This is a genomic window from Phenylobacterium sp. FG114, assembly GCF_057809855.1.
The window spans coordinates 34152-58442 of record NZ_JBMDKU010000015.1; the positions used below are offsets into that span (position 1 = coordinate 34152).

Below are 24291 nucleotides of genomic sequence, written 5' to 3' on the forward strand. Positions count from 1 at the left end.
GTCCTGAATTTTTCGCTCAAGGGGCGCGCACGCTTGCCAGCGGCGTAACGCGTTCTCACAATCGCCGGCATGTTGGAGCGGGCGGGCAACGACCAGGTGCGCGCGTTGCTGGCCGCCTGGCGGCGCGGCGACCGGTCGGCCCGTGACCGGCTGTTCGACATCCTCTACGGCGAACTGACCCAGAGCGCGGCGGCGATGCTGCGCGGCGAACGCAACGTGTCGCTCTCGGTCGGCGACCTCGTCCACGAGACCATCCTCAAGCTGATACAGCTGGACCGGATCGACTGGCAGGACCGCGCCCACTTCATGGCCCTGACTTCGGTGATGATGCGCCGCGCGCTGGTCGAGCACGTGCGCGCCAAGAATCGCGACAAGCGCCAGCACCTCAAGGTGGAGCTGAGGACCAACATTCCGGATGTCGCGAACGCCGATCTCGAGGAGGTCAACGACGCGCTGGACCGGTTGGCGCAGATCGATCGCGAGCGGGCCGAGATCGTCGAGATGCGGTATTTCGGCGGCATGGAGATCGCCGACATCGCCACGGTGCTCGAGCTCTCGGAATCGACGGTGAAGCGGCGGTGGCAGGCCGCGCGGCTCTGGCTCTACGAGGCGCTGCAGCCGCAGCATGGCTAGCCGGTCGATCGAGGCGCGCGCCCTGGACCTGCTGGAGCAGGCGATGGCGCAGCCCGCGGACCGGCGGGCGCAGTGGATCGCGGGGCGAAAGGCGCCGGCCGAGGTGCGCGCCCGCGCCGCGGCGCTCCTGGCCGGCGCGGACGATGCGGCGCTAGCCTTCATCACGGGCGGCGCGGCCTCGAAGGCCGATGCCGGCGCCCCGCCCGATCAGATCGGCGCCTATCGGATCACCGGCCTGATCGGCCAGGGCGGGATGGGCGCGGTCTACCGCGGCGAGCGGGCGGCGGGCGATTTCGAGCATACGGTGGCGATCAAGGTGATCCGACCGGGGGCGCTGTCGACCGCTCTGATCGAGCGGTTCCGCCGCGAGCGCCAGACCTTGGCGCGGCTCGCGCACCCGCACATCGCGCGGCTGTTCGATGGCGGCGAGACCGAGGCGGGCTGGCCCTACATCGTCATGGAGTTCGTCGAGGGGCGGCCGTTGGGGGCCTGGCGCGAGGAAGCATCGCCCGTCCGCCGGGCGCGGCTCGAGCTGTTCCTGGCGGCCGCCTCGGCGGTGGCGTTCGCGCACCAGAACCTGGTGGTCCACGGCGACATCACCCTGGCCAACATCCTGGTGGACGCCGCAGGCCAGCCGAAACTGATCGACTTCGGCATCTCCTCCCCGGCGACCGGCGCCGGTGCGACGAAGGCGGCCGAGGGCGGAAAGGGCGGCCTGCACACACCGGGCTTCGCCGCGCCCGAGCGCATCTTGGGCGCGCCCTCGACGACGCTGTCCGACGTGTATTCCTTGGGGCAGGTCCTGGCCTGGCTGACCGAAGGCGATCCGACCGACGCCGAGCTGGCAGCGATCGTGGCGCGGGCGACGGCCGAGGATCCCGAGCGCCGCTATTCCACGGTGGAGGCCCTGCGCGACGACGTGGCGGCGCACATGGCGGGGTTCCCCGTGGCGGCGATGCAGGGCGGGCGGCGCTACGTCTTCGGCAAGTTCGTGGCTCGGCACCGGCTGGCGGTGGGCGGCGCGGCGGCGGCCAGCGTGTTGCTGGTGGCCGCCCTGGTGGTGACGCTGGTGGCCAACGCCCAGGCGCAAGCGGCGCGCGCCGAGGCCGAGGCGCGGTTCCAGCAGACCCGCCACATCGCCACCACCATGCTGTTCGACGTCTACAACGAGGTCAGCAAGGTGCAGGGGGCCACCGCGGCGCGGCAGGTGCTGGCGAAGACGGGGCTCCAATATCTCGACGCCTTGACCGCCGATCCGGACGCGCCCCTGGACGTCCGAGTCGAGGCCGGCCGTGGCTATGTGCGGCTGGCCCAGGTGACCGGCAGCGGCCAGCAGAGCCAGCTCGGCAAAGCCGCCGACGCCAACACCCTGCTGGCCAAGGCCGAGACCGTGCTGCGCCGCGCCTACGCCGAGGCGCCGGAAGACCCGAAGGTGCGCCGCGCCATGGCCGACCTGCTGATCGAGCAGGCGGGCGTGAATCTCTACAACAACAGCGAGATCGCGCTGGCGCGAAAACAGACCATCGAGGTGCAGCGGCTGCTGCAGCCCTTCGCACGGACGGACCCGGACGCCGCGCGCATCTACGCGACCGCGATCCAGGCCGAAGGCGACTCGTGGGGCTGGGACGGCGAGTACGCCAGGAGCCTGGAGCCTTTCCGCCGCGCGGAGGCGTTCATCTCCGGCCTGCCGCAGCGCCTGCAGAACGACACCGGGGTGATGAAGGCGCATTCGGCGATCCTGCGCCTGCGGGCCGAGGCGCATCACGAACTCAAGGACGACACCTCGGCGCTTCCCGCCGTGACCGAAGCGGTGGCGATCAACGAGGCCCTGGCCCGGCGCGAGCCCGACTCACCCGAGGTGCTGCGAAAGCTGGCGATCTCGCTCTGGTATCGGGCGGCGGTGCTGAGCGCGATGGACCGCGATGCGGACGCCTATGCCTCAGTCGACCGCGCGGTGACGATCACCCGCCAGATGCGCGCGCGAGACCCCGCCGACCGCGGCGCCACGGGCTTGTTCGCGGTCGTGGGTGAGGTGCGCGCCATGGTGCTCGCGGACCTCAAGCGCTTCGGTGAGAGCTATGCCATGGCCGATGAGGTGCTGGTCGCGCACCGGCAGATCGTGGCGCAGTCGGACAACGCGCCGGGCCCCCGCCGGAGCATGGCCGCCACGCTGAAGAGCGTCGGCGGCGTCTACTACAATGGTGGCCAATACGGCCGGGCCTGCGCGACCTGGGACGAGGCGCGCGGCATCTATCGCGACCTCGACAAGGCCGGGAAGCTGACGGGGCACGACCGGGAAGAGGCGCTGGGCGAGATGCTGCGCTGGATGGCGGGCGCCTGCGACCCTCCGCGCGGCGGGCTGAAGGGACCGCTCTAGACTCCGCGAAATCGCCTGAGGCGCGATGCGCTCGCCCGAACTTCGCCTGAGGCGTGAAAACGCCGCGAAATATCACCCCCGTTCGGGGGCTGCCCCATCCCGAGCCACGCCGCAGTCTTTCCGCATCGCCGCGAGCGTTGTGACGCGGCGCATTGAGGGGATTTCGGTGATGCGTCTCAAACGTCTTCTGGCCAGCGGCGTCGCCGTGGCCGTGCTCTCCTGTGCGGCCGGATCGGCCCAAGCCGCCCTGATGGTCGCGACGTTCCGGGGGGTGATCACCCAGTCGGTCTCCGACATGACGTTCGGGTCGGCGAACCTGGTAGGGATGACCTACACCGCCACCTACACCTTCGATCCCAGCCTCGGCGCGACGTCGATCTACAATCCCTGCTGCAGCGGCTATTTCGACTACATCCGCGCCGGCTACGACGCGGCCTCGCCGATCCTCTCGGCGCTCATCGAGATCAACGGGCGGCAGGATTTCCAGGACTACAAGAACGACGCCACTACCTACGGGAACACCGAACGGGTCAGCAGCCCCGGCGCGCCGTTCGGCTCGCTCTACATGAGCGCGGTGGGCGGCCAGTACGTCCCGTCGCCGGTCGGGGGAACGGCCTACGACTACCACTCCGCCACGGCGACGTTCACCTCGCCGACGCTGATTCCGTTCGACATGACCCAGGCCTGGAGCCCGCAGGCGAGCGGCGCCTACGGCACGGCCAGTTTCCTGCGGCAGGTGCAGAACGCAGGGCGCGGCTACGACCAAGCCTATGATATCAGGGCCACGATCACGAGCGTGCGGGTCTTCGACGCCGCAGTCGTGCCGGAACCCGCGACCTGGGCCTTGCTGATCCTGGGCTTCGGCGCCGCCGGAACCGCGTTGCGGCGCCGGCGGGCGGAAGCCGTGGCTTAGCGGCGCTATTCCGCCGGCGCGACCGGGACCAGAATCTCCCCACCCGTCTCGCGGAACTTCTTCGACATCTCGGCCATGCCGGTCTCGACGTCGTTCTGTCCCAGGTCGTTCTGCCCCCTGGCCGCGTCGCGGATGTCCTGGCTGATCTTCATCGAGCAGAACTTCGGGCCGCACATCGAGCAGAAGTGGGCGGTCTTGAACGCCTCCTTCGGCAGGCTCTCGTCGTGGTACTCGCGCGCCGTCTCGGGATCGATGCCCAGGTTGAACTGGTCCTCCCAGCGGAACTCGAACCGCGCCCGGCTGATCGCGTCGTCCCACAGGCGCGCGCCCGGGTGCCCCTTGGCCAGATCGGCCGCGTGGGCCGCCAGCTTGTAGGTCATGACGCCGACCTTCACGTCCTCGCGGTTCGGCAGGCCCAGGTGTTCCTTGGGCGTGACGTAGCAGAGCATCGCCGTGCCGAACCAGCCGATCATGGCCGCGCCGATGGCCGAGGTGATGTGGTCGTAGCCGGGCGCCACGTCGGTCGTGAGCGGGCCCAAGGTGTAGAAGGGAGCTTCGCCGCAGGTCTTGAGCTGCTTGTCCATGTTGGCCTTGATCTTGTGCATCGGCACGTGGCCGGGGCCCTCGATCATCACCTGGACATTGTGCTTCCACGCGATCTGGGTGAGCTCGCCCAGGGTCTCCAGCTCGCCGAACTGGGCCGCGTCGTTGGCGTCGGCGATCGAGCCGGGACGCAGGCCGTCGCCCAGCGAGAACGAGACGTCGTACGCCTTCATGATCTCGCAGATGTCTTCGAAGTGCTCGTAGAGGAAGTTCTCCTTGTGGTGCGCCAGGCACCACTTGGCCATGATCGAACCGCCGCGGCTGACGATGCCGGTGACGCGGTTGGCGGTGAGCGGGACGTAGGCCAGCCGAACGCCGGCGTGGATGGTGAAATAGTCCACGCCCTGCTCGGCTTGCTCGATCAGGGTGTCGCGGAACACCTCCCAGGTCAGGTCCTCGGCCACGCCGTTGACCTTCTCCAGCGCCTGGTAGATCGGCACCGTGCCGATCGGCACGGGGCTGTTGCGCACGATCCAGTCGCGGATGTTGTGGATGTTGCGGCCGGTGCTGAGGTCCATGACCGTGTCGGCGCCGCAACGGATCGACCAGACCATCTTGTCGACCTCGTCGGACACGTGGCTGAGCACGGCCGAGTTGCCGATGTTGGCGTTGATCTTCACCAGGAAGTTGCGGCCGATGATCATCGGCTCGAGCTCGGTGTGGTTGATGTTGGCCGGGATGATGGCCCGGCCGCGGGCGATCTCGTCGCGCACGAACTCAGGCGTGCAGATGTCCGGGATCTCGGCGCCGAAATCCTCGCCGTCGCGGATGAAGGCGTCGCCTTGTTGCCGGCGCTGGTTCTCGCGGATCGAAACGTATTCCATTTCGGGGGTGATCACCCCCCGACGGGCGTATTCCAGCTGAGTCACGTTGGCGCCGGGCTTGGCGCGGTAGACGCGGCGCGGCGCGGTGAACTCGGGCGCCAGGTGCGCGCCCTGGGCGAAGCCGTTGTCCTCGGGCTTCACCGCGCGCGGCGTCTCGACGATCTCGACGTCGCCGCGGCTCACCACCCAGGGCTCGCGCGTCTTCGAGAGCCCCTTCTCGATGTCGATACCGACAGCCGGGTCGGTATAGGGGCCGGAAGGATCGTAGAGCGTCAGCGCGGGTTCCTTCGCGCTGGGGTGAACCGCCACCTCGCGGAACGGCACGCGGATGTCGGGCCATAGCACACCGGGCTGGTAGACCTTTTTCGAACCCGGGCGTTCGCCCGTGGGGATCGTGGCGGCGTTCAGCTTGCCGGTCGGCTTGTTCATCGCATGTGGCTCCGTAGGCGGACGGATCACGGGCGTCAGTCGGGGTGGATGGCCCTTCCCTTCGCCGGCATGACCCGGATCAGGTTCGACGGGTCGTGGGCTCACCCACCTCTCAGCCGCTCCAGCGCGGCCCCCCGAGGATTTCCGCAAAGTAAGCCCGTTGTCAGGTGGCCGCCAGCTTCAAATGCGAAGACGTGAACCGCGGTCGCGCGTATCATCATTAAGGGGACGTCCGGAGGACCACAGATGAAGATCGCCATCGTCTCAGCCGCCGCTGTCCTGGCCGCCGCCGGGGCCGCCGCGGCCATCGCCAAGCCCGCGCCGAACCCGGCGCTGCCGCCGGCGCCCGAGGCCGGAACCGGCCTGCCGTCCGGCCAGTGCTTCCGCTCCCAGGACATCCGCAACCACACGATCGGCGATCGGGACACCCTGCTGGTCGCCGTGAACCGCAACGACGTCTATCGGATCGGCGTGAAGGGCTGCCTGGCCGGCTCGATCTCGTCGGATCCGATCATCACGCGCAGTCCTCCGGGTTCGCCGATCATCTGCAAGCCGCTGGACCTGGACATCTCGATCGCGAAGGGCGGTTTCGCCACGCACTGCATCGTGGACTACGTCGTGAAGATGACCCCCGAGCAGGTGGCCGCCCTGCCCAAGAAGTTGAAGCCGTAGGCCGTCCGCATGTCTCTCGTGGAACGTTCAGGAGACCGCATATGAAGCTCGTGACCGCCGCCATGGCCCTCGGCGCAGCCGCCGTCGGAACCTTCGCGCTCGCCGCCTCCACGCCCTCGCCCTTGGGCCCTCCACCCCCGCCGGGCGCCGGCCTGGCCGCCGGCCAGTGCCTGCAGGCCGACGACATGCAGAACCACTCGGTCGTCGACAAGAACACGCTGTTGGTGGACGCCGGCCGGCGCAGCAAGGGCCTCTACCGGTTCACCATGCAGAATGGCTGCCTGAGGGGCGCGATCTCGTCGGATCCGATCAATGTCGAGCCGCTGGCCGGCGGCCGGATCTGCGGCCCGAAGGATGTCGTGCTGCGCGCGCGCGGCGGGCACTGCGACATCGCCTCGATCGTCAAGCTGACGCCGCAGGAGGCCGCCGCCCTGCCGCGGAAGTTGAAGCCGTAACATCAAGTGCCCGAGCGTCGGCCGGGCGGACGCTCACTTTTCTTTGCTTTCCGCGCCATCCGGGCGGCGAACCGGTTTCCACTTCGCCTGATGGCGCGGTACACGCGGGCATGCATCTCGCCCGCTTCAACCCCGTCCGCTTCGCCCACCTGCCCACGCCGTTCGAGCCGCTGCCCGGCCTGACCGAGCATCTCGTGCGTCCCGGCGGCGGCGGACCGGCGCTGTGGATCAAGCGCGACGATTGCACAGGGCTGGCCGGTGGCGGCAACAAGACCCGCAAGCTCGAGTACCTGCTGGGCGACGCCCTGGCCAACGACGCCGACACCCTGGTGACCCAGGGGGCCGTCCAGTCGAACCACGTGCGCCAGACCGCGGCCGCGGCGGCGAAGTTCGGCATGAAGTGCGAGATCATCTTGGAAGAGCGGACCGGCTCGAAGGCGATCGACTACACCCGCTCGGGCAACGTCCTGCTGGACCAGCTGTTGGGCGCGAAGATCCGCTCCGTGCCGGGCGGCACCGACATGAACCAGAAGCTGGCCGAGGTGGCGGCCGAGGTCGCCGAGGCCGGCGGCCGGCCCTATGTGATCCCGGGCGGCGGCTCGAACAGCATCGGGGCGCTCGGCTACGTGGAATGCGCGTTCGAGCTGGTCGCCCAGGCGAACGAGATGGGCCTGGAGATCGACCGCATCGTCACCGCCACCGGCAGCGCCGGCACGCACGCCGGCCTGGTCGCCGGCCTGGCCGTGATGGGGGCCGATATCCCCGTCCTGGGCATCGGCGTGCGCGCGCCGAAGGAGGCGCAGGAGACCAATGTCTACAACCTGGCGCGCCAGACCGCGGCCCTGTTGGGCCACGAGGACCGGGTGACCCGCGACATGGTCGTCGCCGACTGCGACTATGTCGGCGCGGGCTATGGCCTGGTGGACGACGCCGTGATCGACGCGCTGAAGACCATCGCGCGGACCGATGCGATCCTGCTGGACCCGGTCTACACCGGCAAGGCGATGAAGGGCCTGCTGGCGCTTTCGGCCAAGGGCGCGTTCGACGGCGAGACGGTGGTGTTCCTGCACACCGGCGGCGCCCAGGGCCTGTTCGGCTACCAGGGCGAACTGGAAGGCAAACTCTGATGTCGGCCGAGCCGCTGATCCTGGGCGTTCTAGGCGGGATGGGGCCGGCGGCGACGGTGGAGTTCCTGGCGCGGCTGCAGGCCTATACGCCGGCAGAGAAAGACCAGGACCACATCCGGGTCATCGCCGACATCAACCCGAAGGCGCCGGACCGCAACACGCCGGGCTCGGGCGCCGGGGCCGTGCTCGCCGAGATGGCCGGCGCCCTGGCCGGCGCGGGCGCGCAAGTTCTGGCCATGCCGTGCAACACGGCCCACGCGCACGCAGACCTCATCCAGCGCGCCTCGGGCCTTCCGCTGATCGACATGATCGGCCTGGCCGCCGAGGCCGCGAGCGAGGCGGGCGCCATGCGCGCCGGCGTGCTGGGCACCAAGGGCGCGCTGAAGCTCTATCGCGAATATCTGGCCGCCGGAGCCATGAGCCTGGTCAGCCTCCCGCCCGAGCGGCAGGAGGCGTTCATGGTCACCCTCTACCGGATCAAGGCGGGCGACCTGGGCGACGACGTGAAGCGCGAGATGCAGGGCTACGCCGAGGAGCTCCGCAAGCTGGGCGCCGAGGTGCTGATCGCGGGCTGCACCGAAGTGCCGCTGGTGCTGGACGACGAGGACGTGAAGCTGGAGCTGATCGACCCGGGCGACCTGCTGGCGCGCCGCAGCGTCGCCGTGTGCCTGCGCTGGGAGCCGTTGCCGCACGGGGTGGCGTAACGGAACCACGAAAGACACGAAAAACACGAAAGGGCGCGGAGCGCGATGACCCGGCCCGACGGCCTCCGGGCGCCAGATTTCGTGTTTTTCGTGTCTCTCGTGGTTCGATCTTCTTGCCGCTTCGCGGCTAGAGCCGGCTCGCCCCGAAGGTGTCGCAGGCCTCGGGGTCGCCGCTCTGGGAGCCCTTGCGGAACCAGCGCATCCGCTGCTCCGACGTCCCGTGGGTGAAGGCGTCTGGCATGACGCGGCCCTGGGCCTTCTTCTGCAGGGTGTCATCGCCGACCGCCGCGGCGGCGCGCAAACCGTCCTCGATGTCCCGCGGATCGAGCGACACCTGGCCGTTGGAAACCTCGGCGGCATGAGCAGCCCAGACGCCGGCGTAGCAGTCGGCCTGGAGTTCCAGCCGCACCGAGCCGCTCTCAGCGCCCTTGGCCCCCATGCGACGCGCCTCGTCGCTGGCGCCGGTCAGGTTCTGGACATGGTGGCCGATCTCGTGGGCGATGACGTAGGCGCGGGCCGCCTCGCCGCCGGCGCCGAATTTGGTCTCCAGCTCCTGCCAGAACGAGAGGTCCAGATAGACCTTGCGGTCGGACGGGCAATAGAACGGCCCCATGGCGGACTGGCCCATGCCACAGCCGGTGCCGGTGGCCTGGTCGTACAGCACGATGGCGTCGGGCGGGCGGTAGCCGCGCATCCGGGCCTCCCACACCTGGTCGACGTTGGTCGACACTACGTCGACGAAGCGGCCCGCTTGGTCGGCGGGCGTGCCCCGCACGCCCTCCTGCTGCTGCGCCTGGGGCGACACGCCGTTCACGACGCCCATGGTCGTCGACGGGTCGATCCCGAAGACGAAATAGCCCACGAGCGCCAGGACGACGCCCCCGACGCCCATGCCGCCGAGACCGACCGCGCCCATGCCGCGCCGGTCTTCGATATTGCCGCCGCCCTCTCCCCCTTGCCAGCGCATGTCAGCGACGGTTCCGAGCGGCGTCCTGGACGCGCTTGTTGGATTCGGAGAGCATCTTGTCTGGCACCGAAGGATAGGTTGGAGCGGGAGCCGAGGCCTTGGGCCCCAGGGTGGGATCGCCGTAAGGCAGCACCGGGACGCGGGCGGCAGCGTTGCGGGCCGTCATGTCCGCCACGGCCTGGTCGGCGCGCAGCCGCGCGTCCAGGGCCTGGAGCTGGTTCGCCTGGTCGATGGATCGCCGCTCGGCCGCCTGCTGCTGGGCGCGCAGATCGTCGATCTGGAATTGGCTGGGCTGCGCCGCGGCCGGCGCCGCGACAGCGAGGAAAAGGCCGCCGAGGGCGATGAGCTTACGCATGCGACACCATATGGGCGTCCAACGGCTCCACCCCTAGCGGCGTTCCACCGTGAAGCGCGTCAATTCCTGTTTCGGCTGTTCCCAATCTGGCTTGAGCTCGATGGCCTTGCGGTAGTCGAAGTAGGCCGACTTCATGTCGTCCAGCCCCTCGAACGCCAGCGCGCGGTTGTAGTAGGCCTTCTCCGGCTCCTCGACGCCGAGTTCGAGCGCCTTGTTGATATCGCTCAGGCCGTCGGCGTAGCGGCGCGCGCCGACGGCGGCGGCGCCGCGGTTCACATAGGCTTCGCCCAGGTCGGGCTTGGCCTGGATGGCGAGGTTGAAGTCCGACTTGGCCGCGCCGAACTCCTTGCGCCGCAGCTTCAGCACGCCCCGGTTCACGAAGGTGCCGGCCCTGTCCCGCAGGCTCAGGAGCTCGGACTCCAGCGCCATGGTGCAGAGGTCATCGTACTTGGTGTCGGTCTCTCCCCCGAGGGCGGCCTCCGAGCACTGGCGGGCCATGCCGCCGCCCAGAACCGTCACCGCAGCGTGGGAGGCGGCCGGGATAGCAAGGAGGCCCGCGCCGGCGGCGAGCGCGAGGAGGTTGGAGGTCTTGAGCATGGGGGTCGCTCCGCAACCTGGACAGTCGGCGGGAAGCGTCCGCCTGTAACGCCGTTGTGTCAATTCAGCCTTCCGGCATCACGCGGCGCGGAAGCGGCGCAGCTCGCGGTGCAGGATGTAAACGCCGCTCGCCGCGACGATCACCGCGCCGACCAGGGTCAGGGGATGCGGCAGCTCGCCCCAGATCACCAGGCCGAGACCGGCGGCCCAGACGAGCTGGGTGTAGTCGAACGGAGCGATCACCCCGATCGGCGCCTGGCGCAGCGCCTCGGTGAGGAAGAGCTGCCCCACCCCGCCGATAAGGCCGGCGACGATCAGCACGGCCAGGGTTACGGGATCGGGCGTCACCCAATGGAAGGCCGAGCCCGCCAGACCCAGCACGACCCCGCCGAGCGTGAAATAGAAGACGATGGTGGGGCCGCGCTCGGTGTCGGCGATCTGGCGGATGGCCACCATGGCGCCCGCCGCGCCCAGGGCGCTGAGGATACCCAAGGTCACGCCGAGCGTGTTCATCTGCCCGGGCAGCGGGCGGGCCATGATGAGCACGCCGAGGAAGCCCACGATGACGGCGCCCCACCGGTGGCGGCCGACCTTCTCGGAGAGCAGCAGCGCAGAGAGCGCCGTCATGAAGAGCGGCGAGGTGAACTGCAGCGCCGTGGCCTCGGTCAACGGCAGGTGCTGGACCGCCGAGAAGCCGCAGACCATCCCCGACAGGCCCACGGTGGCGCGGGCCAGATGCCCGAAGGGTCGCCTCGTCTTGAGCACCTCCCACCCGGTGGTGCGGGCGATGTAGAGGCCGAGCGGCACGAAGGCGAACAGGTTGCGGAAGAAGATGATCTCGAAGACCGGGATCCCGCGCGAGCCCGTCCATTTCACGATCGCCGAGAGGCAAGCCATGCAGGCCATGGCCGCCACGCGGAAGGCGATGCCGAGCGCGACGTTGTTGGCGGGCGGGAGAGCGGACGGCTGGGACACGGCGGGTCTTAAGGGGGAGCCCGCGCCGCGGGTCAACGCCCAGTTCGCCGCAGGTGGCCGGTTCAAAGGCGGATGGCAGGAATGGTGAAGCTATCCGTCCTTTACGAGGCGCGGGGCGGCGGCTCCACTCCAGGGGGGAACGAGAACGGGGAGATTCGACGATGGGCAGTCCGATCCTGCAGCCGGTGGTGACGCTGGTGCTGTGGTCCATGGTGATGTGGGCCTGGCTCTACGCCACGCGCATTCCGGCCATGCAGAAGGCGAAGGTGGCGCTGGATCCCGCGCTGACCACGGCGGAACTCTCGGCGCGCCTGCCGCCGCAGGTTCGATGGAAGGCCGACAACTACAACCACCTGATGGAGCAGCCGACGCTGTTCTACGCCGTCGCGCTGACGCTGGCGGTCACGGGTCATGGGGAAGGCCTGAACGCGCTGCTGGCCTGGAGCTATGTCGGCCTGCGCGTGGTCCATAGCCTGGTGCAGGCCACGACCAATGTGATCATGCTGCGGTGGGCGGTGTTCATGCTGGCGTCGCTGGCTCTGCTGGCCCTGGCGGTCTCGGCCGCGACGGTGGTGTTCTAGAACGCCTTGGCGTCGCCGAAGAGCAGCGGGATCGTGCGGGCCACCAGCGTGAGGTCGCCGGTGAAGCTCCAGCCGTCGATGTAGGCGTTGTCGGCGTCGATGCGGGCGAACAGACCCTCGTCGTTGGCGACCTCGCCGCGATAGCCGTTGACCTGGGCCGCGCCGGTCAGGCCGGGCCGGGCGCGGAAGCGATCGGTGTAGCCGGGGACGCGGCCGGCCCAGACGATGTCGTGGGCCAAGGCGTGCGGCCGCGGGCCGACGATCGACATCTCGCCCTTGAGCACGTTCAGGAGTTGCGGCACCTCGTCCAGGCTCAGCTTGCGCAACAGCCCGCCGAGCGGGGTGACGCGGGAGTCGCCGCGCACAGCCTGGCGGATCTGCGGGCCGTCCTCGGTCACCAGCATGGTGCGGAACTTGTAGATGCGGAACGGCTTACCGTTCAGGCCGGTGCGTTGCTGGCGGAAGAGGATGGGACCCTTGCTTTCCATCCAGATGGCGACGCCAATGACGAGCAGCAGCGGCAGGAAGGCGAGCAGCGCCAGGCCCGCCGCGCAGATGTCGAAGGCGCGCTTTCGTCTGCTGGTCGCTGCACGCACAGGGCCAGCCTCCACACGCGGGGCTTCGGGCGCCCGCGCGATCGGCGCGATGACGGTCATGCCAGCCCAGCTCCGTGCTCCACCCGACACATCGCTCAACCGACGACGCACCCCTCGGGTTCCTCTCGATCCTAGTCCATTAACGAAAAAGTGCTGCACCGCACAACGAAGGGTAGGACTTCCCCTCCGGCGCCACCCAAATAAGCTGACGGCGGCAAACTGAGGCGCGGAGGAAGCCCATGGCGCGGCGGCTGATCGACCTGTCGATCCCGATTACGAACGACATCGTCTCGGACCCCGGGGTGATGCGCCCGCAGGTGACCTACTCCCGGCACAAGGAAACGGTGGGCCAGATCGCCTCGTTCTTCCCGGGTCTCACGCCGGAGGATCTACCGGACGGCGAAGGCTGGGCCGTGGAGCAGGTGAAACTCTCGACGCACAACGGCACCCACATGGATGCGCCGTGGCATTTCCACTCGACCACGGACGCCGCCGAGGGTGTCCGTCCGGCGCCGACCATCGACGAGGGCCCGCTGGAGTATTTCCTCCAGCCGGGCGTCAAGCTGGACTTCCGGCGCTTCGCCGACGGCTATGTCGCCACGGCCGCCGACGTGGAGGCGGAACTTGCGCGCATCGGTCATCAGCTGAAGCCGCTGGACATCGTACTGGTGAACACGGCCGCGGGCGCGGCCTATGGCGATCCCGGCTATATCCACAAGGGTTGCGGCATGGGCGAAGAGGCGACGCTCTATCTCACCGAGCGCGGCGTGAAGGTTGTCGGCACCGACGCCTGGTCCTGGGACGCGCCGTTCTCGCACACGGCGCGAAAGTGGGCCGAGACGCACGACCCGAAGATCATCTGGGAGGGCCACAAGGCCGGCCGGCTGCGCGAGTACTACCAGATCGAGAAGCTGACCAACCTGGAGACCCTGCCGCCCAGCGGCTTCACGCTGTCCTGCTTTCCCGTAAAGATCGCGGGCGCCTCGGCGGGCTGGATCCGGGCCGTGGCGATCCTGGAGTGAGGTCGGCCTCAGCCCCACGGCGACCTGAGCCTGCGGCGTCTCGCCACACATCGACAGCTCATGGCGCACGCGAATGCTCAATTTGAGTAACACCGCTCAATAAAAGTCGCCAGATCCGGCGTGTTTTCCTTCCCCGAACACTCAGTTCAAGCCTCGTAAACCAAGCACGTTCATCGAAGATTCCGACCTGCAACCGTAGGCTTCGACGGCATTGAAAGAAGCGGTCGCCGTGTCCCCAGCCGTCCAGTTCGCCGAGTCCGAGATTCCCACCCCTTCGACAGCGATCCACGCCACCGGCCTGGCCATGCGCCTGGCTGGCGCGCGCAGTGTGATCGAGGGCAAGTTTCTCGACCTCGGCAAGACGCTGGAGACCTCGGTGGAGGTGGTGGGCGGCCTCGTCGCCTCGCTGGACCAGCTCGCGAGCCTATTCAGTTCCGAGACCGTGGACGACGCGACGGACAAGCTGTCCGCGGCGGCGGCCGAATTGAGCGGCCTGGCCGGATCGCGGGCCGGCCATCGCGAGCGCTGCCACGCACTGGCGGGCGCCAGCCGGCGGCTGGGCGTCCATATCACCGACATGCAGCAGGCGCTGCGCTACCTGAAGGTCTTCGCCGTCAACATCAAGGTGACGGCCGGAACCGTGCCTGGCGCCTACGTCGAGTTCGAGGATTTTGTCGAGGAGATCTACGCCGCCATCGGCGAGGGCCGCACGCAGCTCGACGAATTCGGGCGGGACCTGGACGCCCTCGGCGGCCTGGTCGGGACGGCGCTCGCGCACGAGAACGAGCTGGACAGCCGCTGCGCCCAGGTGCTGCCGGCGGTGCCGAACCAATTGGCCGCCGACGCGGTGATCCTGGCCGAGCATCACAAGCGGGTCGCCGCGGTGGCCGCCGAGGTGGGCGCGATCGCCCGCGGGCTGCAAGGTAAGGTGGGCATGGCGCTGTGCGGCCTGCAGATCGGCGACACCGCGCGGCAGCGGGTCGAGCATGTGGAGACCGGGCTCGAGATCCTGGAACGCCGGCGAACGGCGGGCCAGGCCAACCCGGCGGCCGACGACATCGTTCGCGCCATGCTGGCCGCCCAGCTCGACGACACCGTCGAGAGCTTCGACCGCGAGGTGGAGAAGATCGCCCACAGCCTGACCGGCGTGGCGAGCGACGCCTACAAGCTGCTGCAGCTGCGCGAAGCGGCCCGCGGCTCGGGCGGGCGTAGCGACAAGACAGGCGACCTGGCCCGGCTCGAGGCCAGCCTGGGCGAGGCCATGTCCCTGGTCCGCGAGATGGGCGCCGCCGAGGCCGCCGCCCTCGATGTCGGCCAATCGGCCGAAACCACCGCCGCGGGTCTCGCCCAACGGATCGACGCGATCCGGGGCATCAAGGCCAGCATCCATTCGATGGCTCTGAACGCGCACCTGAAATGCGTGCGCCTGGGCGACGCCGGACGGCCGCTGAGCGTGGTGGCCGTCGAGCTGCGCCAGTACGCCGATGTCCTGGGCGAGACGGCCGGCCAGGCTGAGACGATCCTCACGCAATTCGAAGGCGAGGGCGGCGGTGGCGCCGAGGTCGGAGGCGGGTCGGCCGCGGTCGGCGCGCTCCTGGAAACCGCCGCGGCGCCCATCCGCGAGGCCGAGAGCAAGGTCGGCTCCGAGCTGGCCGAGATGGCGGCGCAGGGCGACGCCGTGGTGCAGGTCCTGCAGCGCGCCACCGGGCGGCTGAACTTCCAAGCCGAGGTGACCGGCGTGTTGACCGTCGCCGCCGACGGCCTGCGCCCCGCCGCAACCCCGGCGCCGGACGCGCTGAACGAGGCGGAAACGGCGGCGCTCGCCGATGTCATGGGCCAGATCGGCAAGCTCTACACCATGGCCCGCGAACGCCAGGTCCACGCGGTCTACGCGCCCGCCTGAGAGCGGTCGCGGCGCGCTGGCGTTACGACGCCATGGCCCCCAGGCGCAGGATCTCGGCGGCGATGCGGCCGAGGGGCAGGACCTTCATGGCCGCGCCGCGCGCGATGGCTTCCTTGGGCATGCCGAACACCACCGAGGTGGCCTCGTCCTGGGCGAGGGTGTAGGCGCCGGCCTGCTTCATCTCGTCGAGCCCACGCGCCCCATCGTCGCCCATGCCGGTCATGATCACGCCGACGGCGTTGGACGCCGCCGAGCGGGCCGCCGATCGGAAGAGGACGTCCACCGAAGGCCGATGTCGCGAGACCAGCGGACCGTTCTTGACCGAGACGTGATAGCGCGCGCCGGACCGCTCCAGCAGCGTGTGATGGTTGCCGGGCGCGATGAGCACCCGGCCACGGAGGACGGCGTCGCCGTCGGCCGCCTCCTTGACCTCCACCTCGCACAGGTCGTTCAGCCGGCGCGCGAAGGCCGCGGTGAACTTCTCGGGCATGTGCTGGACGATGACGATGCCGGGGGCGTTGGACGGCAGCGCCTGCAGCACCTCGCGCAGGGACTCGGTGCCGCCCGTGGAAGCGCCGATGCAGATCACGGTCTCGGTCGTCCGGGCCATGGCGCCCGAACCGGGTTTGGGGGGCGGAAGCATCGCGTCGGCGGTCAGCTTCTTCTCCACCGTGCGGGCGAAAGCCTGGGGGCGCGGGCGATTGCCGAGACGAGCCTCGGCGGCGCCCTTCACCGCTTCCCGGATGCGGTCGCGGGACTCGTTGAGATGGTCGGCGACGCCGATCTTAGGCTTCAGGATCACATCCACCGCGCCGGCCTCCAGGGCCTGCATGAGGGTGGCGGACCCCTCCTCCGTCAGCGACGAGCACATGACGACCGGCACGGGGTGCTGGGCCATCAGCTTGCGCAGGAAGGTGATGCCGTCCATGCGCGGCATCTCGACGTCGAGGGTGATGACGTCGGGGATTTCCTTGGCGATGTAACGGGCGGCCGAGAAGGGGTCGGACGCGGCGCCGATCACCTCGATGTCCGGATCCTCCTCGAGGATGGCGGTCAGGGTCTGGCGGACGCTGGCCGAGTCGTCGACGACGAGGACGCGGACCTTCCTCCCCATGGCGTCAGACCTTCTGGAACACGGTGCCGGAGACGGTGCGCACCGGCAGGTCAACGCCCACGATGGTCTCGGAGTGCCCCAGGAAAAGGTATCCGCCGGGGCGAAGGTGCGAGCAGAGGCGCTTGAGCACCGCGGCCTGGGTCTGCTTGTCGAAATAGATCAGCAGGTTACGGCAGAAGATCATGTCGAGGTCGCGGGGCGCCGCGTACTTCTCGTCCATCAGGTTCTGGCGCGCGAACGACATCTTGGAGCGCAGGTGCGGCGCCATGCGGACCTTGTTGCTGGCCTTGTCGCGGGCGACGCGCACGTGGCGCTGGCGCATGGCGATCGGCACCGGCTGGATCATCGACGCGGCGAAGATGCCCATGTGCGCCTCGGCCAGCACTTGGGTGCAGAGGTCGGTGCACAGGATCGAGTAGTCGAGGCCACGATGCTCGCGGCAGAAGTCGTCGAGCAGCATGGCGATCGTATAGGGCTCGGCGCCGATCGAGCAGGCGGAGCTCCAGATCCGGACCTGCGAACGCTTCTCCTTCACGAACCCCGGCAGGGCCCTGTTGACCAGGAAATCGAAGTGCGCGGGCTCACGGAAGAAGTCGGTCTTGTTGGTGGTGACCACGTCGATCAGGTGGATGGCCTCGGCCTCGATGCCGCCATCCTGGAACAGGTAGGTGCAGTAATCACCGAAGCTGGCCATGTGGTGCTCGCGCAGGCGGCGACGCAGCCGGCCTTCCAGCATGGTCTTCTTGGTCGGCGGCATCTTGATGCCGCTGTAGCCATGAATGAACTCGGACAGCCGCTTGAAGTCGGCCGTGCTCAGCGTGTCGTTGACGTCGAGATTGTAGGCGAGCTCGGCCGACAAGGTGGTCATCCGTTCTGGAGAAGGGGTCTCAGGCCGCCGCTTCGGCGACGGCCGGCAGGGCGGCGGCTTCCTGGCTGGTGAGCAGGCGGGCCAGCTCGAACAGCACCACGAAGCCGGCTTCGCGGCGCACGACGCCGGCGATGTAGTCCGAGCGCCAGGGCACGCCGATGTCGGGCGCCGGCTCGATCTGGTCGGCGGCCACCGAGACGACCTCGATGACCCGGTCGGCGACCAGGCCCAGCGACAGCACCCGTCCGTCCAGCGGGATGTCCAGCACGAGGATGCGGGTGCTCGGGCCCGGCGGAACCGTCGGCAGGCCCAGCTTGGCCCGCAGGTCGATGGTCGCCGTGCCGCGGCCGCGCACGTCGGTCAGGCCCAGCAGATAGGCCGGTCCCTCGGGGATCGCGAAAGGCTGTCGGTAGTCGAGGATCTCGCGGACGTATTCGACCGGGACCGCGAAGACCTCGGCGCCGAGGCCCAGGGTGACGTACTGCGCGTCAGCAGCCATGTCAGGCGTACTCCCGGAAGGCCTGGTCCTGGTCGTCGGGACCGCCCTGGGCGAGGTCGAGGGCGAAGCCCTTGGCCGCGGCCTGCTGAGCCTTCACGCCCTTGCCGGCGGTGCGGGCGCGCGCCGGAGCTGGACGGGGTTGCGCGACCGGACGAACCGCGACGGCGGCCGGCGCGGCGGTCCTGCCCGTGGCGTCGGTGCGGAAGAAGGCGATCGACACCTGCAGTTCCTCGGCCTGCGCGGCCAGTTCCTCGGAGGTGGACGCCATCTGCTCGGAGGCGCTGGAGTTGGCCTGGGTGATCTTGTCGAGTTGCTGGAGCGCTTCATTCACCTGGCTGGCGCCGATGTCCTGCTCGCGGCAGGCCGCGCTGATCTCGGACACCAGTTCCGAGGTGCGGCGGATGTCCGGCACCAGCTTGGTCAGCATCTCACCGGCCGACTGGGCGGCCCGGACCGTCTCCGACGACACCGAGCCGATCTCGGTGGCGGCGGTCTGGCTGCGTTCGGCCAGCTTGCGGACTTCCGAGGCGACCACGGCGAAACCCTTGCCGTGCTCGCCGGCGCGGGCGGCCTCGACGGCTGCGTTCAGCGCGAGCAGGTCGGTCTGGCGGGCGATCTCCTGCACGATGGTGATCTTCTCGGCGATGGTCTGCATCGCGTCGACCGCACGGCTCACCGCCGCACCCGAGACTTCCGCGTCCTTGGCCGACTGGCGGGCAATCTGCTCGGTCTGCGAGGCGTTGTCGGCGTTCTGGCGGATGTTCGACGCCATCTGCTCCATCGAGGCCGAGGCCTCCTCGACCGAGGCGGCCTGTTCGGTCGCGCCCTGGCTCACCTGTTCGGCGGCGGCCGACAGCTCCTGGCTGCCCGACGAGACCTGATCCGACGCCGAAAGGGCGTTGGCCACCACGCCGCGCAGCCGTTCGACCATGCGCTGCAACGCCAGGCCCAGGGTGTCCTTGTCCGACAACGGCTTGGGCTGGACCGTCAGATCGCCGTCAGCGACGGAGTCGGCCAGGGCGGCGGTTGCGCGCAGGTTGGCCGTCATGCGGTTGACGTTCTCGACGAGGTCCTTGATCTCGTCGTTGGTGGTCACCGTGATGGTCTGGTGCAGGTCGCCGATGGCCACGGCCTCGGTGAGGTCGGAGATCTTCTTCAGGCCCTGGCTGATCGTCATGGACAGCCACGCGGCCGCGCCGGCGGCGATCAGGAAGCAGACCACCAGCAGACCGATCATGGTGTTGCGCGCCAGGACATAGTCGGCATTGCCCTGGGCGTCGGCGGCGGCGAGCTGCTGCTTGGACAGCTCCACCAGCTCATCAGCCTTCTGGGTGACGCCGTCGTTGGCGACGCGCAGGTCCGTCTGCATCAGGCGGGTCGCCTCGTCGATGCGGCCGCCCACGATGTGCTGGCGGATCTGACCGTCGACCACGACGAACTTTTCCCAGTCGGTGCGCAGCGCCGTCCACCTCGGCTTGCCTTCGGCCGAGGCGATGGCCTCCGAGGCGGTGAGCACATCCTCGAACCGCTTCTTGTAGACGTCGGCCTTCTGGTTCTGGCTGGCGCGTTCGTTGGCGTCGCTGGCCAAGGCCATGTTCTTCTGGGCGCGCCCCACCTGAAGCAGGGCGATACTCAGCGACTGGGCGTTCTCCAGGCGGGTGGCCGGGCCGGCGATCATGGCGGTCTGGTCCGCGTTGATCTTGCCCAGCTTCATGATGCCGAACGTGGTGGCGCCGATCATCAGGACGATGATGGCGGCGAAGGCCAGGGCCAGCTTGAGCTTGATGGTGAAACGCATCGTCGGACTCCAGGGACGTCAGGTCCCGGCAAAGGGGGCGCCCGCGGCGGGTTCGGACCGCCGCGGACCTCGTTAGGTCAGGCGTATTCGCGGAAGGCGTCGTCGTGGTCGTCGGGACCACCCTGGGCGAGGTCGAGGGCGAAGCCCTTGGCCGCGGCCTGCTGGGCCTTCACGCCCTTGCCCACCGGACGCGCGGCGGGACGCGGAGCCGATGCGAGCTTGGCCGGAGCCCGGCGGACTTGCGCCGACGCAGGGCGGGCACTCGCGGTGGCGCCCGTGCGGAAGAACGCGATCGACGCCTGCAGTTCCTCGGCCTGGGCGGCGAGTTCCTCGGACGTCGAGGACATCTGTTCCGAGGCGCTCGAGTTCATCTGAGTGACCTTGTCGAGCTGCTGGATGGCCTCGTTGATCTGGCTGGCGCCAATGTCCTGCTCTCGGCAGGCCGCGCTGATCTCGGTGACCAGTTCGGCCGTGCGACGGATGTCGGGCACCAGGCGGCTCAGCATCTCGCCGGCCGACTGGGCCGCCTTGACCGTCTCGCCGGACACGGCGCCGATCTCGGTGGCGGCGGTCTGGCTGCGCTCGGCCAGCTTGCGGACCTCCGAGGCGACCACCGCGAATCCCTTGCCGTGCTCGCCGGCGCGGGCGGCCTCGACCGCCGCGTTCAGGGCCAGCAGGTCGGTCTGACGGGCGATCTCCTGCACGATGGTGATCTTCTCGGCGATGGTCTGCATCGCGTCGACCGCGCGGTTCACCGCAGCGCCGGAAGCTTCCGCATCCTTCGCTGACTGACGAGCGATCTGCTCGGTCTGCGAGGCGTTGTCGGCGTTCTGCTTGATGTTCGAAGCCATCTCTTCCATCGAGGCCGAGGCCTCTTCGGCCGAGGCGGCCTGCTCGGTGGCGCCCTGGCTCACCTGATCGGCGGCGGAGGCCAGTTCCTGGCTCCCGGCGGCCACCTGTTCCGAGGCCGAGACCGCGTCGCCGACCACGCTGCGCAGGCGCTCGATCATCGTGTTCACGTGACCCAGCAGGTCGCCGATCTCGTCCTGAGTGGTGATCTCGGCGGTTTTCGTCAGGTCGCCCTCGGCCACGCTGCGCACGGCCGAGCCGGCGCGGCTGAGGCCGCGGCTGATGGTGAGCGACAGCCACACGGCGGAGGCGGCCGCCAGGACCAGGGCCACGACCGTGATCGCGATGAACAAGGTCAGGCTGGTCTGCGCCGCGGCGTCGTACTCCGCCCCGGCGTCCTTCAGCATACGCTCGTTGGTGGCAACCAGACCGTCGGAAGCCTTGAAGATCGCTTCGTTCACGGCGCGCTGGGGACCCAGCATCAGCGCGGTCGCCTCGGCGTTGCGGTTCTCGCTACCGAGGCGTTGGATCTCGGCGTCCATGGGCACGAAGCGGCCCCAGGCCTCTTCGAGTTCTTCCCACTTGGGACGCGCCTGGGGCGCGGCGCGTTCGAGCGCCGTGTTGAGCGTCGCGCTGAACGCCCGCTTATGACTCTCGATCTTGTCCACCTCGGCGCGGCTTTGCGCCAGGTCGTCGGTGAGGACGAGGTTCTTCTCCGAGCGCAGGATCTGGAGGAGCGCAATGTTGACGGCGCGCGCGCGGTCGAGCTGGGCGGCGGGCCCTTCGAGCATCTTGTCGTGCTGCTGGCCCATCCGGTTGACCTGGACGATACCGAAGCCCGCGACGCCCAGCATGAGGGCGAGCAGGAGGCTGAACGCGACGATCAGCTTGAGTTTGATGGTGAAGCGCATGGGCGGGTCCGGGCTCAGGAGACGGGTTGCAGGGAGGACGCGGCGGCGACGGGCTGGCCGCGCTCAGCGAAGATGCGGCCCAGGTCGGGCAGGATGATTGGCTCGCCGGCGCGGCGGGCGATGCGGCTGACGAAGTCCTGGCGCCAGCGCATCCCGATGGGCGGCGGCGGCTCGACGGTCCGCAGCGGCAGGCTGGCGACCTCGTGCACCTTGTCGGCGCGGAGGCCCACCAGGGTGGGATCGCCATCGATCTCGAGTTCGATCACGACGACGCGGCTGTCCTGGGTAGTGTCGGCGCGCCCCAGGCCGAACGCCAGGCGCAGGTCCGCGACCGGGATCACCTTGCCGCGGAAGTTCATCACCGCGTCCACGAACGGGGCGGCGCCGGGCACTTCCGTCTCGGCCTGGAGGTCCAGGATTTCGCGGACCAGGCCGGCCTCCAGGGCGAAGGTCTCGCCACGGACGTCGAAGGTCAGGACCTGCAGGCCGTCGTCGTTGGCGGCGGCGATTTGAGTGTCGGTCATGGCGATCAGCTCGCGGCTCGGAATTGCTTCTCGAGGCGTTGGCCCGCCTCGACGAGGTGGGGCACGTCGAGGATCAGGGCGACGCCGCCGTCGCCGAGGATCGTCGCGCCCGAGAAGGTCTCGACGTCGGCGTGCAGCTTGGAGAGCGACTTGATGACGGTCTGGTGGTCGCCGATGATCTGGTCGACGACCAGGCCCACCCGAGCCTCGCCGGTCGAGACGACGACGACCTTCTGGTGCTGGCCGGGCTCGGTCGTGGTGCGGAACAGCTCGCGCAGGCGCAGGAACGGCACGAACTCGTCGCGCAGCGAGATCAGGCTGCGCCCGGCCGAGCGGACGTCCTGTTCATGGCTGAGTTCGACGCACTCCTCGACGGCGGCCAGCGGCACGACGTAGCGGCCATTTCCGACGCGGACGAGCAGGCCGTCGATGATCGCCAGGGTCAGCGGGATGCGCAGCGAGACCTGCGAGCCCTGTCCGGGGATCGAGGTAATATCGATGGCGCCGCGCAGGCTCTCGATGGTGCGCTTGACCACGTCCATGCCCACGCCGCGGCCGGACAGGTTCGTCACCGCCGCGGCGGTGGAGAAGCCGGGCGCGAAGATCAGCTGCAACAGCTCGGCGTCGCTGAGGGTGGCGCCCGGCTGGACCAGGCCGTTCTGCTCGGCCTTGGCGCGGACGCGCTCGCGGTCGATGCCGCGGCCGTCGTCGGACACGGTGATCACCACCTCGGCGCCCGAGTGGCGGGCGGCCAGGGTCAGCTTGCCCGCGGCGGGCTTGCCCGCGGCGACGCGCTGTTCCGGGGTCTCCAGGCCATGGTCGGCGGCGTTGCGGATCACATGGATCAGCGGGTCGGCCAGGCGTTCGATGATGGTCTTGTCGAGTTCGGTGGTCTCGCCTTCGGTGGTGAGCTCGATGGTCTTGCCGGTGTCGCGCTGCAGATCGTGGACGAGGCGGCGGAAGCGGCCGAACAGGGTCGAGATCGGCACCATGCGGACGACCATCATGGTGTCGCGCAGTTCCGAGGCGAGGCGCTCCACCTCCTCCGACACCGAGCGCAGGGCCATGTCGGTGGAGTGGGTGGCGATCTGCTTCAGGCGCGACTGGGCGATGACCAGCTCACCGACCCGGTCCATCAGCTCGTCCAGCCGCTCGGCGGGGACACGCAGGGTGGAGTCGTTCTTTCTGGGCTCGTCGGCCTTGCGGGCATCCGCCGCCGCCGGAGCGCTCTGGGGGGGAGCGGCGCTCGCGGCGGCGGTCGGCTCGACGGGCGCGGCGTTCTCGACGGCAGGGGTGGCCGCCTCGGCCGGCGCTTCGTCGGCGCCCTCCTCCTCGATCGCCAGGACCATGTCGTCCATGACGAAGAGGAAGACGTCCTCAATGGCCGAACGGCTCACCTTCGGGCCGGACAGGGTCACGTCCCAGGCCAGATGGCATTCGGTGGGGTTCAGGTCTTCGATCGCCGGCACGGCTTCGGTCGAGGCCACGATGCGGCACTCGCCCAGGTCACGCAGCTCGGCCAGCAGGCCCAGCGGATTGGTGCCGTTGGCCATGGCGTCGGCCGGCAGGGAGAAGCGTACGCGCCAGGTCTTCGCCGCCGGCGCGGCCTTGGGCGACGCGGGCGCCGCGTCATCGGCTTCCAGCACGCGGTGCAGTTCGGCGAGGAGGGCGTCGCCCACCGCCGGATCGGGATCGCCTTCCACCAGTGCGCGCATGTGGTCGCGGGCGTTGAGGACGCAGGTGATCAGTTCCGGCGTCGCCGGGGCCAATCCCTTGCGAACCCGGTCGAAGGCGGTCTCGCAGTGGTGCGTGAAGGCGGCCAGCGCCTCCATGCCGAACATCGCGCCGGATCCCTTGAGGGTATGCAGGCTGCGGAAGACGGCGTCGACAAGATCGCGGTCGTCCTGGCGGTCGGCGAGATCGAGCAGGCCCTGCTCGATCGCCTCGAGCAGTTCGCGCGCCTCCAGCCGGAAGATCTCGGCGGGGTCCTGCATG

General features: G+C 69.3%; 23 protein-coding genes and 1 riboswitch. Of the genes, 10 read left to right on the forward strand and 13 right to left on the reverse strand.

Annotated elements, in window-relative coordinates; translation table 11 throughout:
• Positions 1-69: 69 nt before the first annotated feature.
• The 3 genes from ACODSY_RS21610 (at position 70) to ACODSY_RS21620 (ending at position 3923) form a co-directional block, all read left to right on the forward strand.
• Complete coding sequence (locus tag ACODSY_RS21610) at positions 70-633, forward strand: ECF-type sigma factor (RefSeq protein WP_488953956.1); 564 nt, start codon at positions 70-72, stop codon at positions 631-633.
• On the forward strand, positions 626-3010 hold the full coding sequence (locus ACODSY_RS21615) for a serine/threonine-protein kinase (RefSeq protein WP_488953957.1): 2385 nt from the start codon (positions 626-628) through the stop codon (positions 3008-3010). The genes ACODSY_RS21610 and ACODSY_RS21615 overlap by 8 nt, the downstream gene beginning before the upstream one ends.
• Positions 3011-3179: 169 nt before the next feature.
• Positions 3180-3923: a PEPxxWA-CTERM sorting domain-containing protein gene (locus ACODSY_RS21620; protein WP_488953958.1), complete on the forward strand. Its 744-nt coding sequence runs from the start codon at positions 3180-3182 to the stop codon at positions 3921-3923.
• Between the two features lie 5 nt (positions 3924-3928).
• On the opposite strand, the gene thiC is transcribed toward ACODSY_RS21620, so the two are convergent.
• Positions 3929-5779, reverse strand: a complete 1851-nt coding sequence (thiC, locus tag ACODSY_RS21625; RefSeq protein ID WP_488953959.1) for a phosphomethylpyrimidine synthase ThiC — start codon at positions 5777-5779, stop codon at positions 3929-3931.
• A gap of 39 nt (positions 5780-5818) precedes the next feature.
• A riboswitch (TPP riboswitch) is annotated at positions 5819-5926 on the reverse strand.
• A gap of 99 nt (positions 5927-6025) precedes the next feature.
• Between thiC and ACODSY_RS21630 the strand changes: the two genes are divergently transcribed.
• The 4 genes from ACODSY_RS21630 (at position 6026) to cuyB (ending at position 8737) form a co-directional block, all read left to right on the forward strand.
• Complete coding sequence (locus tag ACODSY_RS21630; protein ID WP_488953960.1) at positions 6026-6451, forward strand: hypothetical protein; 426 nt, start codon at positions 6026-6028, stop codon at positions 6449-6451.
• A gap of 41 nt (positions 6452-6492) precedes the next feature.
• Positions 6493-6906, forward strand: a complete 414-nt coding sequence (locus ACODSY_RS21635) for a hypothetical protein (protein ID WP_488953961.1) — start codon at positions 6493-6495, stop codon at positions 6904-6906.
• 110 nt (positions 6907-7016) lie between these two features.
• The gene (gene cuyA / locus ACODSY_RS21640; RefSeq protein WP_488953962.1) at positions 7017-8033 is read left to right on the forward strand and encodes a D-cysteate sulfo-lyase; all 1017 of its coding nucleotides are present in this window, start codon (positions 7017-7019) and stop codon (positions 8031-8033) included.
• Positions 8033-8737, forward strand: a complete 705-nt coding sequence (cuyB, locus tag ACODSY_RS21645) for a cysteate racemase (protein ID WP_488953963.1) — start codon at positions 8033-8035, stop codon at positions 8735-8737. The genes cuyA and cuyB overlap by 1 nt, the downstream gene beginning before the upstream one ends.
• A 127-nt stretch (positions 8738-8864) precedes the next feature.
• On the opposite strand, the gene ypfJ is transcribed toward cuyB, so the two are convergent.
• The 4 genes from ypfJ to ACODSY_RS21665 form a co-directional block, all read right to left on the reverse strand.
• The gene (gene ypfJ / locus ACODSY_RS21650; protein ID WP_488953964.1) at positions 8865-9704 is read right to left on the reverse strand and encodes a KPN_02809 family neutral zinc metallopeptidase; all 840 of its coding nucleotides are present in this window, start codon (positions 9702-9704) and stop codon (positions 8865-8867) included.
• Between the two features lies 1 nt (position 9705).
• Positions 9706-10059, reverse strand: a complete 354-nt coding sequence (locus ACODSY_RS21655; protein WP_488953965.1) for a hypothetical protein — start codon at positions 10057-10059, stop codon at positions 9706-9708.
• A 33-nt stretch (positions 10060-10092) separates the two neighbouring features.
• Positions 10093-10656: a tetratricopeptide repeat protein gene (locus ACODSY_RS21660; RefSeq protein ID WP_488953966.1), complete on the reverse strand. Its 564-nt coding sequence runs from the start codon at positions 10654-10656 to the stop codon at positions 10093-10095.
• A gap of 78 nt (positions 10657-10734) precedes the next feature.
• Positions 10735-11631, reverse strand: coding sequence for a DMT family transporter (locus tag ACODSY_RS21665; RefSeq protein ID WP_488953967.1), 897 nt, complete (start codon positions 11629-11631; stop codon positions 10735-10737).
• Positions 11632-11792: 161 nt separating this feature from the next.
• On the opposite strand from ACODSY_RS21665, the gene ACODSY_RS21670 reads away from it, so the two are divergent.
• The gene (locus tag ACODSY_RS21670; RefSeq protein WP_488953968.1) at positions 11793-12212 is read left to right on the forward strand and encodes an MAPEG family protein; all 420 of its coding nucleotides are present in this window, start codon (positions 11793-11795) and stop codon (positions 12210-12212) included.
• Here the strand turns inward: ACODSY_RS21670 and ACODSY_RS21675 are convergent.
• A complete protein-coding gene (locus tag ACODSY_RS21675; protein ID WP_488953969.1) occupies positions 12209-12868 on the reverse strand; it encodes a sugar transferase in 660 nt (219 codons plus the stop codon). The genes ACODSY_RS21670 and ACODSY_RS21675 overlap by 4 nt on opposite strands.
• A 179-nt stretch (positions 12869-13047) precedes the next feature.
• On the opposite strand from ACODSY_RS21675, the gene ACODSY_RS21680 reads away from it, so the two are divergent.
• On the forward strand, positions 13048-13830 hold the full coding sequence (locus tag ACODSY_RS21680; protein WP_488953970.1) for a cyclase family protein: 783 nt from the start codon (positions 13048-13050) through the stop codon (positions 13828-13830).
• A 229-nt stretch (positions 13831-14059) separates the two neighbouring features.
• Positions 14060-15733, forward strand: coding sequence for a hypothetical protein (locus ACODSY_RS21685; RefSeq protein WP_488953971.1), 1674 nt, complete (start codon positions 14060-14062; stop codon positions 15731-15733).
• A gap of 22 nt (positions 15734-15755) precedes the next feature.
• On the opposite strand, the gene ACODSY_RS21690 is transcribed toward ACODSY_RS21685, so the two are convergent.
• The 7 genes from ACODSY_RS21690 to ACODSY_RS21720 form a co-directional block, all read right to left on the reverse strand.
• Complete coding sequence (locus ACODSY_RS21690; RefSeq protein ID WP_488953972.1) at positions 15756-16847, reverse strand: protein-glutamate methylesterase/protein-glutamine glutaminase; 1092 nt, start codon at positions 16845-16847, stop codon at positions 15756-15758.
• 4 nt (positions 16848-16851) lie between these two features.
• Positions 16852-17715: a CheR family methyltransferase gene (locus ACODSY_RS21695; protein WP_488953973.1), complete on the reverse strand. Its 864-nt coding sequence runs from the start codon at positions 17713-17715 to the stop codon at positions 16852-16854.
• A 19-nt stretch (positions 17716-17734) separates the two neighbouring features.
• Positions 17735-18214: a chemotaxis protein CheW gene (locus ACODSY_RS21700; RefSeq protein ID WP_488953974.1), complete on the reverse strand. Its 480-nt coding sequence runs from the start codon at positions 18212-18214 to the stop codon at positions 17735-17737.
• A 1-nt stretch (position 18215) separates the two neighbouring features.
• Positions 18216-20012, reverse strand: coding sequence for a methyl-accepting chemotaxis protein (locus ACODSY_RS21705; protein WP_488953975.1), 1797 nt, complete (start codon positions 20010-20012; stop codon positions 18216-18218).
• Between the two features lie 77 nt (positions 20013-20089).
• Positions 20090-21772 (reverse strand): methyl-accepting chemotaxis protein, encoded by a 1683-nt coding sequence (locus tag ACODSY_RS21710; RefSeq protein WP_488953976.1) that lies wholly within the window; start codon positions 21770-21772, stop codon positions 20090-20092.
• Between the two features lie 14 nt (positions 21773-21786).
• Positions 21787-22296, reverse strand: a complete 510-nt coding sequence (locus ACODSY_RS21715) for a chemotaxis protein CheW (RefSeq protein ID WP_488953977.1) — start codon at positions 22294-22296, stop codon at positions 21787-21789.
• A gap of 5 nt (positions 22297-22301) precedes the next feature.
• Positions 22302-24290: a chemotaxis protein CheA gene (locus ACODSY_RS21720; RefSeq protein ID WP_488954073.1), complete on the reverse strand. Its 1989-nt coding sequence runs from the start codon at positions 24288-24290 to the stop codon at positions 22302-22304.
• Between the last annotated feature and the right edge of the window lies 1 nt (position 24291).

Bases quoted from the DNA above. Each gene is read 5' to 3' on its own strand.
- thiC (WP_488953959.1), bottom strand. From the start codon at position 5,779: ATGAACAAGCCGACCGGCAAGCTGAACGCCGCCACGATCCCCACGGGC.
- ACODSY_RS21700 (WP_488953974.1), bottom strand. From the start codon at position 18,214: ATGGCTGCTGACGCGCAGTACGTCACCCTGGGCCTCGGCGCCGAGGTC.
- ACODSY_RS21635 (WP_488953961.1), top strand. From the start codon at position 6,493: ATGAAGCTCGTGACCGCCGCCATGGCCCTCGGCGCAGCCGCCGTCGGA.
- ACODSY_RS21615 (WP_488953957.1), top strand. From the start codon at position 626: ATGGCTAGCCGGTCGATCGAGGCGCGCGCCCTGGACCTGCTGGAGCAG.
- ACODSY_RS21695 (WP_488953973.1), bottom strand. From the start codon at position 17,715: ATGACCACCTTGTCGGCCGAGCTCGCCTACAATCTCGACGTCAACGAC.
- cuyA (WP_488953962.1), top strand. From the start codon at position 7,017: ATGCATCTCGCCCGCTTCAACCCCGTCCGCTTCGCCCACCTGCCCACG.
- ACODSY_RS21710 (WP_488953976.1), bottom strand. From the start codon at position 21,772: ATGCGCTTCACCATCAAACTCAAGCTGATCGTCGCGTTCAGCCTCCTG.
- cuyB (WP_488953963.1), top strand. From the start codon at position 8,033: ATGTCGGCCGAGCCGCTGATCCTGGGCGTTCTAGGCGGGATGGGGCCG.
- ACODSY_RS21655 (WP_488953965.1), bottom strand. From the start codon at position 10,059: ATGCGTAAGCTCATCGCCCTCGGCGGCCTTTTCCTCGCTGTCGCGGCG.
- ACODSY_RS21715 (WP_488953977.1), bottom strand. From the start codon at position 22,296: ATGACCGACACTCAAATCGCCGCCGCCAACGACGACGGCCTGCAGGTC.
- ACODSY_RS21705 (WP_488953975.1), bottom strand. From the start codon at position 20,012: ATGCGTTTCACCATCAAGCTCAAGCTGGCCCTGGCCTTCGCCGCCATC.
- ACODSY_RS21680 (WP_488953970.1), top strand. From the start codon at position 13,048: ATGGCGCGGCGGCTGATCGACCTGTCGATCCCGATTACGAACGACATC.
- ACODSY_RS21630 (WP_488953960.1), top strand. From the start codon at position 6,026: ATGAAGATCGCCATCGTCTCAGCCGCCGCTGTCCTGGCCGCCGCCGGG.
- ACODSY_RS21620 (WP_488953958.1), top strand. From the start codon at position 3,180: ATGCGTCTCAAACGTCTTCTGGCCAGCGGCGTCGCCGTGGCCGTGCTC.
- ACODSY_RS21670 (WP_488953968.1), top strand. From the start codon at position 11,793: ATGGGCAGTCCGATCCTGCAGCCGGTGGTGACGCTGGTGCTGTGGTCC.
- ACODSY_RS21690 (WP_488953972.1), bottom strand. From the start codon at position 16,847: ATGGGGAGGAAGGTCCGCGTCCTCGTCGTCGACGACTCGGCCAGCGTC.
- ACODSY_RS21675 (WP_488953969.1), bottom strand. From the start codon at position 12,868: ATGACCGTCATCGCGCCGATCGCGCGGGCGCCCGAAGCCCCGCGTGTG.
- ypfJ (WP_488953964.1), bottom strand. From the start codon at position 9,704: ATGCGCTGGCAAGGGGGAGAGGGCGGCGGCAATATCGAAGACCGGCGC.
- ACODSY_RS21610 (WP_488953956.1), top strand. From the start codon at position 70: ATGTTGGAGCGGGCGGGCAACGACCAGGTGCGCGCGTTGCTGGCCGCC.
- ACODSY_RS21720 (WP_488954073.1), bottom strand. From the start codon at position 24,290: ATGCAGGACCCCGCCGAGATCTTCCGGCTGGAGGCGCGCGAACTGCTC.
- ACODSY_RS21660 (WP_488953966.1), bottom strand. From the start codon at position 10,656: ATGCTCAAGACCTCCAACCTCCTCGCGCTCGCCGCCGGCGCGGGCCTC.